This is a genomic window from Colwellia sp. (assembly GCF_013214175.1).
In the GTDB taxonomy this organism is placed as follows: Bacteria; Pseudomonadota; Gammaproteobacteria; order Enterobacterales; family Alteromonadaceae; genus Colwellia.
In genome coordinates this window covers 89167-105353 of the sequence record NZ_JABSPA010000005.1, presented here as the reverse complement: position 1 = coordinate 105353, position 16187 = coordinate 89167, and the positions used below count along the sequence as shown (strand labels likewise).

Sequence of the window (16187 nt, the reverse complement as noted above, 5' to 3'; positions counted from 1 at the left end):
ATTTTTTTACTAACTAGCAGTATTAAGGCGCTACATAACTCAGGGTACTGATATACATTAAGCTATCTACTTGCTTGCCGGAATGCATGGCTTGTTTATCTACCGTATGAACACTAGTCAAAATAAAACGTCCACTTTCGTGAGATTTAATCTCAATTTGACCGAGGTTATTGGTGGTGAACTCATGTTGTTTTTTACTTGGTGTAAGTAATGATACTGATTTGTTCGCTAAAGGTTTACCGGCAAAAATGGCAGTGAAAATATTGCCATTAGCAGTAACGGGTACTAGTTCATAAGTTAACTTTGCCATGGTTTCACTGCGACCAACACGGGCTTGTAAGATACCGCCTTGCAGTTTTCCTTCACTAGTTTTCCAAAATTGCCACCAAGCACTATCATCCATTTGCCAAGGTTGCCAAACTTGATCACTAAATAAGCGGGCATCACCTGTGCCATGCACTAGCGCCTCGAAGTGATCATTTTTTTGTGTAAGTGCTGTAATGTTTTGGCGATCTGCAATAAAAACCTGTGAACCGATTAATTTATCTATTTCACTGCCTACTTCTGGTTCTCCCGGTTCCCCAAGGTAAACTCTAACCGGGCCATTATCGTCTCGCTCTAACCAAACTTCGTGGGCGTTACTTTGGTAAGACGTCAGTGCGACTAGCGTGGTAAATAATACTGTTCTAATGCGTAAAAATGACATTGTGATAGTTCCTTATCGCTAAAATTATGAGATCACTATAGTAACAACAAACCACAGATAAAAACAATTCTCATTTGCATCTAAGTGTTTCGCTAGGTTTTAGTTAAGGTTATTGAGTTAACTAAGCTCAAGTGAAAATATGGATATAGTCACAATGTGGTTAATGCCGCTAGCTCTTCAGCAAATAACTCAGTTAAAAAAATCAGGGCAGGAAAAACATGAAAGTAGCTACGCATAAAAAATTGAATGGTACTATTGGCATGATTAAGCTCCATAAAGTAGTCCATTATACGCCGGCCTTTATAAGCAATAGAGCCACAAATTAGCGCGGTGATAGCTAGGCTTGGTTCGGCAGTTTCTGCCACCAAGGCATTGGCTGCGGTAATTATCATTAACAAAATCCAGGAAAAATCGAGCGCACTTATTGAGTTTAGAGATAAGTTATTTTTCATAATAAATATTCCTAACGTAGTACATACAAAAGAGGAAAAATGATCACCCAAGCCAGATCAACCATATGCCAGTAACAAGCAATGGCAGTAAAACCGATATGATTTTCCTTGGTATAACGACCGACTTTAAGTTGGTGAATGGCCCAGAGTAAACTACCGCTAGCCCAACCCACATGTAATAGATGATTGAAAGTCATGTAGTAATACATGGTGTAGAATTCATTGGTATTGGTTTCAATACCTTGGCCGACATTCCAATGGTATTCCCATACTTTAATTACTAGGTAGATGCCACCACAAAAAACCGCTCGCCATAGCCATTTTATACTTTGTTCAGGGTCGTCAATACGAATGGCTGCTAGCGCCTTAGCAACAAAAAAGCTACTAGTGATTAAGGCAAAAGTATTTAACATACCCGCTAAAGTATTTAACTCTAGTGGACCTTGCTCAAACTGCTCTGGGTAGTGCGCTTTCGCAATAAAATACACCAAGAAAAATAAAGCGAATTCTGTCATTTCGGCGAAGATACCCACCCAAACAGCTCTGTTTCCGGGGATTTTGTTAACCGTCTCCGGCTCTGTAGTGACTGAGCCACTACCGTTTAAATGAAATTCAGTTGCTGTAATACTCATATAATTCCCTTACTTAAAAGGCTAGATGGCTTACTAATAGGTTTAGATAAAGCAGGCCACTTGCCTTTTGGGTGAATTACTCGTTTAAGTTACTTCAATGAGTAACTTAAAGTTGTTATTTAAAAGCGCTTAATTGCGAAAGAATACGCTACTCTTTTGCAAGATAATGTCGGGTTGTTCGATAGCTTGAATAATGAAGTTAAAGGTCGTTATTTTTTTCTTTAACTCATAGCCATCAATAGCCAAGGTGATAGGGATCTCTTGCATAACACCAGCGCCAATAAGTACTTTTTTATCAAGTTTTACTTCACTGCTCGCTAAACCATCGACATTAATTTTAAAGTGCAGTGGCACCTGACTTTTGTTTAGAATTTTTAAGGTGAAGGTGTTTTCTACTACCCCTTCAAAATTAACACGATACAAAGCCGTTCTATCGCGAATTACATTGGCTTCTAAGGGGATTCTGCTATCAATAGCAAAAACCACTAAGGCGGTAAAAATTAAGGTTAAGCTAGCATAAGAGACAAGTTTGATATTGAACCTGTTGGTCTCTTTTCCTGCTAATGCTTGCTCACTGGTATAACTTATTAAGCCTTTGGCATAATTAAACTTTTCCATGGTTTGGTCACAAGCATCAATGCAAAGGCCACAATTGATACACTCATATTGAATGCCGTTGCGAATATCTATGCCAGCAGGGCAGACATCGACACACAAGTTACAATCGACACAATCACCTAAACCGAGTGCTTTTGGGTCGTCTTTACGTTTACGAGGCGCCCTGTTTTCACCACGCTTGCTATCGTAAGCCACCATAAAGGTATTTTTGTCGAACATGGCCGACTGAAAGCGAGAGTATGGACAAAAGTGAATGCAAAGATGTTCTCTCATCCAGCCGGCGTTTACATGTGTGCATACGGCAAAAAATAACACCCAGAAAGTTACCGCGCCACTCAAGTCAAAGCTGAATAGTCCACGATATAATTCACCCACTGGGACAAAGTAAGAGATAAAAGTGGTTGCGGTGAGCAGGGACATCAGCAACCAACAAATATGCTTGAGGCTTTTACGGCTAATCTTGTTCATTGTCCACGGGGCTTTATCCAAGGCTATACGTTGATTACGTGTGCCCTCAGTTCTGTGTTCAATCCAAACATAGGCTAACGTCCAAATTGTTTGTGGACAAACATAGCCGCACCAGACACGGCCAAGCCAGGTGGTAATAAAAAATAAGGCAAAGGCTGCAGCCATTAATACCCCCGCCAAAAAGATAAAATCTTGCGGCCAAAAGGTAACGGCAAAGATACGAAATTCTTGGCTAACGACATCGAATAATATCGCTTGTTGGCCGTTAAATTGTACCCAAGGCATGGCAATAAACATCATCATCAGAAGCCAACCGATATTTCGGCGAACTTGTTGGTAAAAACCTTTTTGCTCTCTTACATAGACACCGCCCTCGGCTTTATAGGGTTTGATGATCAGGTGCTCTTCTTTGATATTAAACTTCATTAATTACTACAGGGTCATAATTGAGTAATTACCCTATATCAATAAACGCGCCACAAAATTCGTTGTTTAAGTCGTTGTATTTTAATGTAAATTAAATTTATTGTAAAAGGTAAAGCCACGATATATCGTGTAGTGGCGATATGTCGTGGCTGTTTGCTTTGAGACTGGATTATAGGCGGGATATTTTCAATTTTTTCATTCGTGAACGCAAGGTACTATCAGGTAAGGCAAGTATTTTCGCTGCACCATTATCACCACCAATGCGCCAGCTACAATCATTTAGTACTTCAATAATATAGGCTTTTTCTATCTCAGCTAAGGGCTTATTGGCACTGTTGGTAACGCTATGGCTCTTACTGAAATTTTGACTAATATTGAGCATGCTGGTAGTTGATAAAATGACTTCGCGTTCAAGAATGTTTTGCAGCTCTCTGATATTACCAGGCCAGTGATAGTTGGCTAGTTTGGTCAAACTGCGTTTGTTAATGCCGGTAATATTTTTATTTAACTTAATATTAAGCTGTTTAAGAATACTGTTGCATAACAAGGGGATGTCTTCAATACGCTGCCTTAATGCCGGCATAACAATGGGAAAAACATTTAACCGGTAGTACAAGTCCATACGAAATTTACCTTGCTCAACCATGGCGAATAAATCTTGGTTGGTAGCAACAATAATGCGTAAATCCACTTTAATGGTTTTAGTACCGCCAACACGTTCAAATTCTCGCTCTTGTAACACTCTCAGTAATTTACTTTGCGCCTCGGGGCTTAATTCGCCAATTTCATCTAGAAATAGTGTGCCTTTATCGGCTAACTCAAAGCGACCTTTATGTCTTTCGATCGCGCCGGTAAAGGCACCTTTCTCATGACCAAATAATTCTGACTCGAGTAAGTTAGCACTAAAGGCGGCGCAGTTTACTTTGACTAGTGGCGAGTTATGGCGTTGACTGAGTTGATGTAAATTACGGGCGACCACTTCCTTACCTGTGCCATTTTCACCAAGAATTAATACCGTACTGTCAGTTTTAGCGACCAAGTTAATTTGCTTGAGCATATCTCGAAAGGTTTTGCTGTTACCTTCTAAGCCAGAGCCACTCCAGCTTTCATTAATTTCATCTTGTAAGTAAGTATTTTCTGCTTGCAGCTTTTCGGTCAGCTCTTGTACGGTTTTTAAGGCATATTTGAGCTTTTCATCCGCTAATCGTTGCTGGCTGACATCGCGAAAAACCGCGACCGCGCCTATCAACTCACCCTCTTTATATACGGGTGTTGAAGTGTATTCTACCGGGAAGCTAGTACCATCTTTGCGCCAGAACACTTCATGGGTAATTTTACGCTCTACGCCATCGCGCATGGTATTGTAAATATTACATTCTTCGCTAGGGTAGGGCTCACCATTTGCATGGCTATGATGGTGATATTTATGGATATTTTTACCAAGTAATTCGGCTGACAGCCAGCCAGTCATTTGCTCAGAGGCCGGATTAACAAACACGGCATTACCGTCTATATCAAAGCCATAAACACCTTCGCCGACGGCATTAAGCAGTAGTTGTGAGTCAGCTAAGAACTCTTTTATATTTGCGGCCATGCTTTACCTTCTCTTGCTTATACCAATTGAATTAATGAATGCACCACTTAGCGAGAATTAAAAGGCTTAGAGGCAAGGCAGTGATTGAAGAGAATGGTTATTCCCTTGTCAAAATCAATAACGCCCCATATAAGCCTTTTAAACTCGCCCTTCGGGAGCTCAGTAGCAAACTGATCACATCAAAAAATGAATGAAATATAGAATAATTATGTTTAACTCATTTTTTTTGCTCTAAGCTCGCTACTGAAGCTCTAAGTTGGTCGATTCACTATTTCAATTGGTATTATACGTCAATACACGATATATCGTGGTGTAATGTTAGTTTATCAGTAATAAGGTAAAAGTTCTGGCGGTAGAACAACAAAATTTAATTATAAAAAAGGCCAGTGTTAAAAAGTAACACTGGCCTTGATTTTCGGAATTTTCACTGCGAGCAAAATAGCCGTTATGATTTACTTAACGCTGCTAATTCTTTTTTAGCTAAAAAATTATCCATTTTTGAACGCAGTAATTTATATAACAAAATTGAACCGTCTATTTCTTCTTTACGGTTAGTTAAGCTCTCAATATTTAACCCTAGTGGTAAATCATAAGGCAGAATTGCATCTAATATTTGTTGCAAGCTGTTAACACAATTTCTAATTGATTCGTATAAAGGGTTATCTGCATTAAGAATACGTAAACTGGTCGCCTCTGGAACATTGACGCCTAGCCATTCAATGAATTCTAAGGTCTTTTTACTGCCACATGGCGAGAATGTTAAGATCAAGCGCTGTGGCTTTAAGCCTTGTTTTTGGCATTCAATCGCATAACGGGTAAGTAAATCTATGGTCGCTTGTGGATTGTAAATAGCTTGAGAAATAAAGAAACTACAACCTTGTTTGTGTTTGGTAATTAAACGCTCATGTTCATTTTTCTTACTGGCATGGCGCTCGGCAATAGTGACACCACCAATGAAAAAATCATGAGGGTTATCTACTAAGGTTTTATAAGCATCAGCCAAAGGTAAGGAAACTTTATTATCCTTTGACGGGCTACCAACCAGCACCACATCCTTCACGCCATATTTTTCCCATGCTTCGTTCGCCCATTCATTAAAGTCATCACCATTAGATTGAATAACACTTTTATAAGTAATTACCGGGTGATTAGATTTTTTATTCAATAAAGAAGAATAAAGTCTCGTATCATGGGTTGATTTAAACGGGAAAGGTCTAGGTTTACTAATACGTGAATTTTCATCTTGAATGTCATAAACAATCAGACCATCAAAGTCGATATCACTAACGCGCTCAAGCAATTTGTCGGCAATCTCGCTCACTTTATCAAGTGGTGTATCACTTTTAGGTGGTGTGGTACCAATAAAGTAGACACCTCGATTAATATCATTGTATCTGGTTTGCAGCTCTGATTGCGTAGTCAAAATATTTCTTCTTTATTTGTTTTTTGGATGTTTGGGCGTTTAGATGGCTATATAGTCATTTAAATAGCCGCTTTTGTCAACCATTGAGTGTTGTCTAATGTGAAATATTATTCAGTTAAGGGGTAAATTGGATATTTATGAGGTTTTATCAGAGATGTAAAAAGCGAGTGCTTTGTTAGAGCACTCGCTTTTAGTTGATCTATGGTCAGATTAGCCATGCTGATCAGTTCACTGTAACCTTCATTTAGCTGAGATTTATTCAGCTTGTGCTGCCTTTATCAATGGCGCTAGATAACATTGGTAATTTCGCCAGCGCGCTTTAGAGCTTTGATATAAGGGTTGTCGAACTTGCCAACGGCTTGGTGTTTGTACGGCACGATCATTTTTATGAAAATTTAATACACGCTCATCCCATGGTAAGCCGATAAAATCAAGTAATCGACGGCTTTGCCACTCTATTTCAGAGACTGTGTCTTCATAGTTAACCTCAAGTATTTGCAAACCACTCACTTGATTAAAATGCTGCATAAGCTTTTTATAGCCTTGCCAATAATAAGCAATATCGTCAAGATCAGTGGACCAACTTTGGCTTGCATTAAAGTTCTGGGTAAAAATCGATAAGCCGCAATCCCTAATATCCCGAGTACAGTGAACTATACGAGCATTCGGAAATGCCATAGCGACCAAACCTAAATGCCAAAAGTTAAGAGGTTGCTTGTCGACAACTTTACGCACTGTATCAGGGGCACGTTTCCCCGAATCAACAAGATAATCTTCTGCTAGTTCTTGAACTTGCTGTTTGGACAAATGACTGGCCGTTTCCGGCCATGAAATTTCACCATTACCAAGCCTATCGGGTGTTCCTGTTGCCAAATCAGTTAATACATTCAACTCACCTGCACCAAAGCACTGAGGATGAGAGGCTAAAACTTGCTCAGTTAGCGAAGTACCTGAACGTGGCAAGCCAACAATAAATACTGGCTGATCGGATTGATTACCCCAACCCCGACGTTTTTTGAAAAAGTCGATAGAAAATAATTCAATCATAGTTTCGATATGGGCATCAAAGGATTTACGGTTGAATGCGCCTGAATCTTTCCTGCGAGCGATATTCGCAACAGTATAAGCCTCGAATGCGGCATCATAGTTTTTTTGTTGTTCGTATGCTTTACCTAAGCCGTATCCAACGAGCGATTTTTCTCTATTTTCAAGACTTTCAAGCATATTTTCAGCTTGCTCAATTTCTTGAGAAATATCGATATACTTGCTTAAGTCGAGTAGACTAGCTAGCGCATCTTGTTTTTTAGGCGCAGACTTTATTGCTTGTCGATAGGCATCGGCAGCTTGCTCTGGTTTGCCAATATCTTCGAACAATTGCCCTAGTCCTAAATAGCTAATATATGAATTAGGCTCAAGCTTAATCGCATTGTTATATTCACGCTCTGCTTCGATAACATAACCTAACTTTTGATGGCTTGTTGCTAACATTTGACGTGACATCAAGTGATTTGGCTCAGCTGAAACTGCCAGTAAAAAACACTGTCTAGCCTCTTCAAATTGACTATTGGCATCAAGTAGCTTAGCTAAACCTATCCAAGGGGCTGCAGCCTTAGCATTAAGTTTTATAGAACGCTTAAATGCATCAAGCGCGCCAGCGAAATCGCCAGCGCAGTTAAAATCATTACCACGGTCATACCAATTTCTTGCCGTTAAGGCATTGGTATTTACCATTTCAAAAGCCTCTACATATTCCAACGAAGTGTCATTGTAACAGTGCGGGGAGCACCTAATACAGCACCATAGCGGAATTTGTTAACGCCAGCCACTTGCGTATTTTCAATGTATTTTTCATCAGTTAAGTTCAAAATACCTACAGATACATTAATATTCTCAGTAACAGGGTAGCTGGCGTTTAGGTCGGCAACATTATATCCGTCCCAAGTATGCTCAGCCATAATATTATTTTGACTTTCACCGACATGACGGAAACCGCCGCTTACTATTAGACCTTCTAACGAACCAGATTGCGATTCATAGTTAAGATACATGCTTGCGGTTACCTCTGGGAAAACTGGCGCTGGCACCTCGTCACTACTTTCGATATCTGTATAGCCAATATTAAAGGTAAAACTTAACGCGTCGGTGATAATAGTGTTCGTGGATATTTCTATGCCTTGAACATCTACTTCATCAGCAATAATGGCATAATCAGGATCATTTGGATCTGTTATTGCTACTCCTTTACGTTGAGTTGAAAAAACACCAGCTTGGAATGAAACTCTGTTATCAAACAAGGAGCCTTTTGCGCCAATTTCTATACCATCAGATGTTTCAGCTTGTGTTGGTGAACCATCTTTCAGTACGCGGTATTGAGGCACAAATGCTTGGGCAAAACTTGCATAAACGTTTATATCTTCGGTTACCGAATATGAAGCACCAAGTCTGGTGGTTAAATCACTGTCATTGTAACCATAAGCACTTCGGCGAAAGTTATTTTGCTCTAAATCGTCATAACGAATACCAGCAGTAATGGTAAGATTTTCACTTGGGCGAAGTGCAGTTTCAGCAAAAATTGATTTAAGTTTTGCGTCTGTTGATTGGAAAAGTTGAAACTCACCGTAGTTTGCTTCATCCCAACCGTAATGAGGCATGGCAATTTCATCTAGCGATATTTTTTCCCAGCGATAATTTTCTGCGAATTCACGTGTCCAATCATCTTCTTGGTGAGCTATACCAATAGAAAAATCCTGATTTTGTCCCCAAAAGTTCGCTTGGTAAGCAAGTTGTGCGTCAATAAAAGTCGCATTTAGTTCATTTTGTGCTGCATTTTCAGATAGGTAGGTATAATCACCCGTGGTAAGTCCATCATAGCTATAAATGCCACCAACATGTTTATAATCCATATCAGTTGATTGTTTGCTACCACGTACTGTTAACTTTAAATTATCTAAAAACTCATGGTTAAGTTCGGCATTGTAAAGAACATCTTCGGAATTTACTTCACCGTCAACGAAGCCAAGAAAAGTATTCGTATCTATACCTGCTGGGATTTCACCATTAGGGGTTGGAAAGCCGCCATTTGGATTGGATTCATTTTTACGGTAGGCAACACTGGCTTTTACTGAAGTATCATCACTGATATTCAATATCGCGACCGGGCGAATAGCGGTTGTAGTACGGCCAACGTGATCAGCGTCAAATTTATAATTTCGATAAGCGCCGCTTACTCGGATTAATACTGTATCTGAGTGGCCTATTTCACCTATGTTGACATCAAAATCAACACCGGCACTACCAAATTGGTCAGCACGTAATTTTACACCAGCAAAACTTTCAAGTTCAGGCGATTTTGTCACGGTATTGATAATACCACCGGCACCAACAGGACCCGATGCGATAGAAGCTGGACCTTTTAGTATTTCATAACGTTCTACGAAGGAGTCATCACGTGCGCCCGCGCCTCTAAAGTTATTCTGGACACGGTTATCTACCAGAATAGGTGCGGCAAATCCTCGAGAAAGAAAGCTGGTGGTACCTGAGCCATTACGATCTTCGGTACGGGCAATATTAGGTAATGTAGTTAACGCTTCAATTTGACGAGTAAAATTACGAAGCTCTAGCAGTTCGCTGTCGACAATATCTAATGTAAATGGCAGTTCTTTGGGTGTAATAGCAATACGGTTGATTAGTGATTGTTGAAATTTGCTGGTAACAACAATTTTTTCAATTTCTTGCTCTTTAGCAGCCTTGTCTTCAGCAGAAAGCAACTGAGCATTATCTTCCTGTGCATTAGCACCAAATGATGCGGCAATCGCCAACGCCAATAATGTTCGTTTGTACTTATAGAAATGTATTTTTTTCATTTAATGTACTCATGTTTTAAAGTAGTTAATAATTATTGTTTTATTATTCAGGGAGTGTGATGAACTCACTAATTAGCAGTTGAAACTATTTTTTTGATACAGGATATTCAGCATTTCCCAATATTTTTCAATTGGATTTTAGGCTTTAGAAAGGTAAATAAACTCTGTCTGTTTCGATTTTTAGCTGCATCTTTGGGCTTTCTGCCAGTTACCATGCAAGATGCATGTTTCTTGAATGGTAACTGGCAGAAAGCTGAAATCATTTGCTTAACCCTGATATCGGGAGCTATAAAATATTTAAAGCTACTTTAACAATAAAGCAAATGATAATAATTCCCATTCGCCTGTATTCTCTACGTTTATCAGCAAAACTAAAGTACTTTTACAATTGTTACATTTGTCGGTTACATTTTTCGTCGGATATTGGCAGTAATATAGTTATTTTCAAGCCACTTTTTACTCGATTTGTGGCAAACACTTGGCCATGGCAAGCAATAATTTGTCGTTGTGCTAAAGCCAAGCCTAAGCCAAAACCAGGATTAATAGTTTGCACTTGTATGGTAGGGATGCGATAAAAGGCTTTGAATATATCAGCCAAATGCTGGTGCTCTACGCCAACACCGTCATCGGCAATAGTTAATACTATTTCATCTTCTTCAATAACAAGTGCCAATAGCACTTCGTGCTTGGCATAGCGCAGGGCATTTCTAATAATGTTTTCGAAAGCTTGGCCAAGTAAACGGCTATTACCATAAAATAGTAATGACTCAGGTAGCTCTCTGTTGATTACTTTATCTGGGAACTCAAAACTACCATCGTCAAGAATACTGTCGAGCAAGTCGACCAAATCAAAATTTTCATCACTGGCTTTTGGCTCCTCATTATCTAACCATGCAAGGGTTAGTGAATCTTCAGCAAGTTTACGCATACCTTTAACTTCTAGCGCGATACGTGCCAGCATTTCTTGGCTATTAAGCTCCGATTGCGCACAAGCGAGTGCCATTTCAATGCGCGTTATTGGTGTACGTAATTCATGGGAAAAGTCGGCTATAAATTCTCGCTGGCGAGTTACCATTTTACCTATGCGCTGGGCCATGGCATCAAAGGTCTGCGCGACATGCGTAAATTCATCATTACGATTACCCAAATGAGTACAAACTCGGGCGCTAAAATCACCTTGGCTTAACTTGCGACTGGCTTGCTCTAATCGACGTAATGGTTGCATCATATGTCGGTACAGCAAGGCGGTTAATAAGCTCAGTAGCACCACAGGTAAGGCAATTTTTAACACTAAAGAGGTTATGCCCCAATAACTTCCTGGTCGCATTCTTGCCGGTAATTGCATTAAGAAATGGCTTGTTTTATCAGCAAAGACAACACCCATAACAGGGTTCTCTTTAAAATATAAATGAATCTTCCAGCTGACATCTCTGCCTAAAGTAAATTCTTCAATATAACTCTTTGATAAGCGAGTGCCCGCTAAAGGCTTTAGCCGAGATTGCACAACCGATGCCCAGGTATGCTCTTGCTGTTGAATTTTTTTCATATAGGCGGTTAGCGCAATGATGTCACCTTGAAGATAAAGTTGCTCAGCCTGATCTGCATAAGCAAGTATTTGTTGTTGATGCTCCGTTGCTATATGACTCATACGCAGTTCAGTGTGATTGGATAACAGATCAATAAGCCAATACAGAGCCATTGAACCGGCGACAATAATTAAGCAAAGCTTCCAAAAAAACTGTTTATTCATAATGTTGGTCTCAAAGAGGTTAACTCAGCACCAGTTAGCATTAAGGAACTTAAGTAAAAAGGAAAAACGATGTCTAGCGGGCTTAGTTTAAGTATTTTATTTAAAGCAATAACCGCGGCCATGGGCGGTTTCAATGCGGTTAGCTGACATACCGGCGGCGATGAGTTTTTTTCTTATCCGGCTTAAGTGCATATCTAAACTACGGTCATACAAGCTAAACTCACGATCTAGTACTAAAGGGTATAAAAAAGGCTTACTTAATACTTCATCTTGGTGGGTTACTAAGGCCCAGAGCAACTTGAATTGAATGGCAGTTACTTTGATGGCTTGTTGAGCATATGAAAGTGTCATGTCATGTTTATTGAGTTGTAACATATCAACTTCAAGGTGTTGCTGGCTGGTCGATTTAACTGCCTCAGTAGGATCAACTAAGGTGCGTCTTAATATGGCTTCAATACGAAATAGTAATTCAGTGATATTAAAAGGTTTAGCTAAATAGTCATCTGCGCCTTGTCGAAAGCCTTGTATTCTTTCTTCTTCCGCGCCACAGGCAGTGACCATAATCACTGGGGTTTTTTTATGTTTTCTTAATGAGGTTAATAGCGAGAAGCCATCAAGCTTAGGTAAGCGAGCATCAAGTAAAATGAGATCAAAGTTTAATGATAATGCTGCCGATAGACCTTGCTCGCCATCGGTGCATTGATGAACGTGGTAATGATGCTTAGTTAGTAAAGCTGTAACTTGCTCGTTAAGTGCTAAGTCATCTTCTATGATCAAAATTCGCGCTGGCGGCAGCATAATTAAACACTCAATATAAAAACTGACCGATATCATACCTCTTTTATGCAAATAGTTCTTATTAAGTTTTGAGTGGGTTTAACTTGTTAAGTAATTAATATTATATGAATTTAATTACTTAGCTTAGCGGGTATTTGTATGCCGAAAAGCTCTGACAGCAAAGGCCTATGCTAAAAGGGGTTATTAACTACTAAATAGCACTGAAATCTCGGTCCCCTTATTTATGGCGTTACTGCTACCGTGACTAGGACTCGTGCTGGTACTGCTCACTTTAAGTTGCCAGCCTTGATGTTCACATAAACGTTTCACTATAGATAAACCAAAACCATAGCCGGTACTTTGGCTGCCTTTTACTGCAAGTTCGGTAACTTTGTCGGCAATATCAGCTTCTATACCCGAGCCAGTATCGGCGATAATCAAACGATTATCGAGATAACTAATGCGTACCTCACCCGTGTATGTGTACTGAAAAGCATTGCTGATTAAATTATCTAGCAATACTTTTAACATGCCTTGCTGCAGGTAAAGCCTAGTATTGGTATTGTCGTCAACGACAACTTCAACGGCTTTGTTATTAAGCAAATAACTGTGATCGATAACGGCTTGTTCAATTAAGGCGATTAAATTCACTGCCGATTTATCAACAGAAGTTTGCTCTTCTCGTGCTAATGATAATAAGGTCACAACGGTTTGCTCCATTTGCACACTGGCATCACCAATACGCTTCATTAGGGTATCGACGGCTAGGGCATCATTAGCTTGTTGATCTGCACTTTTATCTAGATTATGGCGGCTTTGATAAACTTCTACCGTATTTTTAATGATGGCAACGGGTGTACGCAGCTCGTGGCTGACATCACGGGTAAAGTTCTTTTCTCTTGCCAGAGCTTGTTTAATTCGCGCCATGGTTTCTTCTAAGGTAGTGGCTAAAATGCCAATCTCATTACGAGGAAATTGCTCGGCAAAATTATCAGGAATATGTTCAGGTGCTACACCATCAACCAAGTCAGCAAGCTGTTGTAATGGCTTAGCGGTGTTACGGCCTAATAACCAAGCAATAAGGCAGGCTATTATCATTAAAACAAAGCTAGCAGCCAGTAATAAACGTAATAAGCTGCCACTCATAGGTCGCACTAACAACATGTCACTCACTTCGGCTAACAAATAAACTTCCTGAAAATCAGGTAGGGCATACAGATGGTAGTGCAGACCTTTTTTACCAAAAAATTCGGCTCGTTTGGGCTCTGTAACTAATTTTGAGGTCACTGCATCCGGTAAAGTGTCTTTGGAAAAGTGCAGTTGCATATTGTTACTGCGAGGTTTTGGCCACTGACCTTGCTGCTGATAACCTTCAGTCAGGTATTTAGCTTCGTTATCCATAGTATTGTAGATAAAGTTATCTTCTAAATCATAGATAAGTGAGAAACTTAAGAGGCCATAAAGACTTGATAGTACAAGGGTAAATATACAAAACTGCGCGACAATACGTCGACTTAAGCTGTGATGTTTTTTTGCTGGAGTGACACTGCTATTTATCATTTTCAATATCCAAAACAAAACCAACACCATGGCGGGTTTTTAACAGTGCAGTGGCAAAGGGTTTATCCAACACAGTGCGTAGCTGATAAATATGTGAGCGTAATGCGTCTGACTCAGTCGGTGCATCACCCCAAAGCTGTTGTGATAATTGTGAGCGACTGACCACCTGCGGGTAAGCATCAATTAACACAGTTAAAATACGATAACCCATGCTATGTAAGTTGAGTAACTGACCATCACGCTGCACCGTTTGACGTTTTTTATCGAGTTGTAACGGGCCAATATTAACCACGTTTTCGCTTTGCAATAAATGTCTTCTTGATAGTGCCAAACAACGCACTTCTAATTCTTGCAAGGAAAAAGGTTTTGTTAAGTAATCATCAGCACCGACAGTAAAACCAGAGACTTTATCGTCAATACTGTCTCTAGCGGTAAGCATTAATATAGGAATATGACGAGTAGACTTTGTCCTAACTTGTTGGCAAACCACTAAGCCATCCATTACCGGCAGATTTAAATCCAGAATAAGCAGATCATAGTGATTATTCAATGCTAGATCTAAGCCTTGCTGTCCTTGCGTGGCAAAATCAAGCACATGACCTTTAGCTTCTAAATAGTCAGCAATATTGCGTGCTATATCGAGCTGATCTTCTACTAATAAAATCTGTAATGCTGTCGATGTCATATTGCTACTGCCAAGTTAGTTATTAATTACTATAGTGTTTTTAACATATCTTTCGCTGGTTGGTAATCAGGTTTTTCCAGTAATAATTGAGCTAAGGTGTTTTTTGCCATTTCGGCCTTGCCTAGCTTTTGTTGTGCTGTGGCGATTTTCATATCTAACATAGGATTATTCATTTCGGCTTGTGCTGCTGTCATTAGCATTAAAGCATTGGCAATTTGACTATTACTTTCGGCCACTTTTAGATAATAAAAACCGTACATGCCCACTAACGGTAAGTGATAATCTGCTTGATTTTCTTTTAAGGTGGTTAATGCGGTCTTATCACCCGCTAACAATTTAGCCACTAGCGCTAAGGTTTTGTCACCTTGGTATTGCTCAGTAACAACGGCTTTAATACCTAGGCTGTTTACCAAAGCATTAGCTACCCCCACGGTTGAACTTGGGTTTTGTCCGGTAATCAAGCGACCATCAATAGCGACGTGACTTAACATAATATCACTGGCTTGAAACTTACCACCACGCTCAATCAATTTGTCTTCTAACAGAAAATCAAATTTCGCTAACCATTTTTTACCAAACAGCTGTTCTTCCACATTGGTAAAACCATTAATAGCTTTGTTAGCAACTAGGTAGCTGCCGTCATTTAACTTAACATCTACTAAGGCGGCTGGACCATGACATACCGCGGCAACTGAGCCTTGTTGTTGATAGATATCAGCAATTAAAGTTTGTAACGCTTTATCTTTAGGTAAGTCAAACATAGCGCCTTTACCGCCAACAATAAAAATACCGTTATATTTACTGGCATCAACCTCTCCCGTGGCTAAGGTATGGGCTAATTTAGCCATAATACTTTTATCAGCCAGCGCCTTGGCATTGTACACTTTGCTAGAGTCGTATTTACCGGCCTCAACTATACCGCCTTTCGCGCTGGCAACATCAACACTAATGCCATTGGCTTTGAAAACTAAATAGGCTTTAGAGAATTCATCAAATTCATATCCGGCTGATTTATCCTCTTGGCCATAACCACTTACCACCATTAAAATCTTCTTACTTACCGAAGCAGCGCTAACTTGCAGGGTTATTAACATTAGGATGATTAGTATCAAACTGCTTAACTTAAAAGTAGTCAGGTTATTCATTTGTTGTTTACGATTTTTCATTGCCGTCTCGCTTATCTATCCATTTATTAGTTGCGCTTAGCATGTCAAAATCAATGTGAAACAAGTG

The 16187-nt window shown here is 39.7% G+C and carries 13 protein-coding genes; all 13 read right to left on the bottom strand.

Annotated elements, in window-relative coordinates; all coding sequences use genetic code 11:
• Positions 1–22 precede the first annotated feature (22 nt).
• The 13 genes from HRT55_RS13315 to HRT55_RS13255 all read right to left on the bottom strand — a co-directional run bounded on the left by HRT55_RS13315 (position 23) and on the right by HRT55_RS13255 (position 16120).
• Positions 23–706 carry a hypothetical protein gene (locus HRT55_RS13315; RefSeq protein WP_291622009.1) on the bottom strand — a complete coding sequence of 228 codons (684 nt, stop codon included), beginning with the start codon at positions 704–706 and terminating at the stop codon, positions 23–25.
• 149 nt (positions 707–855) lie between these two features.
• A complete protein-coding gene (locus HRT55_RS13310) occupies positions 856–1158 on the bottom strand; it encodes a cytochrome C oxidase subunit IV family protein (RefSeq protein ID WP_291622007.1) in 303 nt (100 codons plus the stop codon).
• 11 nt (positions 1159–1169) lie between these two features.
• The gene (locus tag HRT55_RS13305; RefSeq protein ID WP_291622005.1) at positions 1170–1790 is read right to left on the bottom strand and encodes a cytochrome c oxidase subunit 3 family protein; all 621 of its coding nucleotides are present in this window, start codon (positions 1788–1790) and stop codon (positions 1170–1172) included.
• Between the two features lie 129 nt (positions 1791–1919).
• Entirely contained in the window at positions 1920–3302 is a 1383-nt protein-coding gene (gene ccoG / locus HRT55_RS13300; RefSeq protein ID WP_291622004.1) for a cytochrome c oxidase accessory protein CcoG, read from the bottom strand.
• A 169-nt stretch (positions 3303–3471) separates the two neighbouring features.
• Positions 3472–4896 carry a sigma 54-interacting transcriptional regulator gene (locus HRT55_RS13295; RefSeq protein ID WP_291622003.1) on the bottom strand — a complete coding sequence of 475 codons (1425 nt, stop codon included), beginning with the start codon at positions 4894–4896 and terminating at the stop codon, positions 3472–3474.
• Positions 4897–5341: 445 nt separating this feature from the next.
• Positions 5342–6319: a hypothetical protein gene (locus tag HRT55_RS13290; RefSeq protein ID WP_291622002.1), complete on the bottom strand. Its 978-nt coding sequence runs from the start codon at positions 6317–6319 to the stop codon at positions 5342–5344.
• Positions 6320–6574: 255 nt separating this feature from the next.
• Complete coding sequence (locus HRT55_RS13285) at positions 6575–8050, bottom strand: tetratricopeptide repeat-containing sulfotransferase family protein (RefSeq protein WP_291622001.1); 1476 nt, start codon at positions 8048–8050, stop codon at positions 6575–6577.
• 11 nt (positions 8051–8061) lie between these two features.
• A complete protein-coding gene (locus HRT55_RS13280) occupies positions 8062–10182 on the bottom strand; it encodes a TonB-dependent siderophore receptor (protein WP_291622000.1) in 2121 nt (706 codons plus the stop codon).
• 391 nt (positions 10183–10573) lie between these two features.
• Positions 10574–11932 carry a sensor histidine kinase gene (locus tag HRT55_RS13275; RefSeq protein ID WP_291621999.1) on the bottom strand — a complete coding sequence of 453 codons (1359 nt, stop codon included), beginning with the start codon at positions 11930–11932 and terminating at the stop codon, positions 10574–10576.
• A gap of 96 nt (positions 11933–12028) precedes the next feature.
• A complete protein-coding gene (locus HRT55_RS13270) occupies positions 12029–12727 on the bottom strand; it encodes a response regulator transcription factor (RefSeq protein WP_291622353.1) in 699 nt (232 codons plus the stop codon).
• Between the two features lie 186 nt (positions 12728–12913).
• Positions 12914–14269 (bottom strand): HAMP domain-containing sensor histidine kinase, encoded by a 1356-nt coding sequence (locus HRT55_RS13265; protein ID WP_291621998.1) that lies wholly within the window; start codon positions 14267–14269, stop codon positions 12914–12916.
• A complete protein-coding gene (locus HRT55_RS13260; protein WP_291621997.1) occupies positions 14259–14954 on the bottom strand; it encodes a response regulator transcription factor in 696 nt (231 codons plus the stop codon). The genes HRT55_RS13265 and HRT55_RS13260 overlap by 11 nt, the downstream gene beginning before the upstream one ends.
• 29 nt (positions 14955–14983) lie before the next feature.
• Complete coding sequence (locus tag HRT55_RS13255) at positions 14984–16120, bottom strand: type 1 glutamine amidotransferase domain-containing protein (RefSeq protein ID WP_291621996.1); 1137 nt, start codon at positions 16118–16120, stop codon at positions 14984–14986.
• Positions 16121–16187 lie beyond the last annotated feature (67 nt).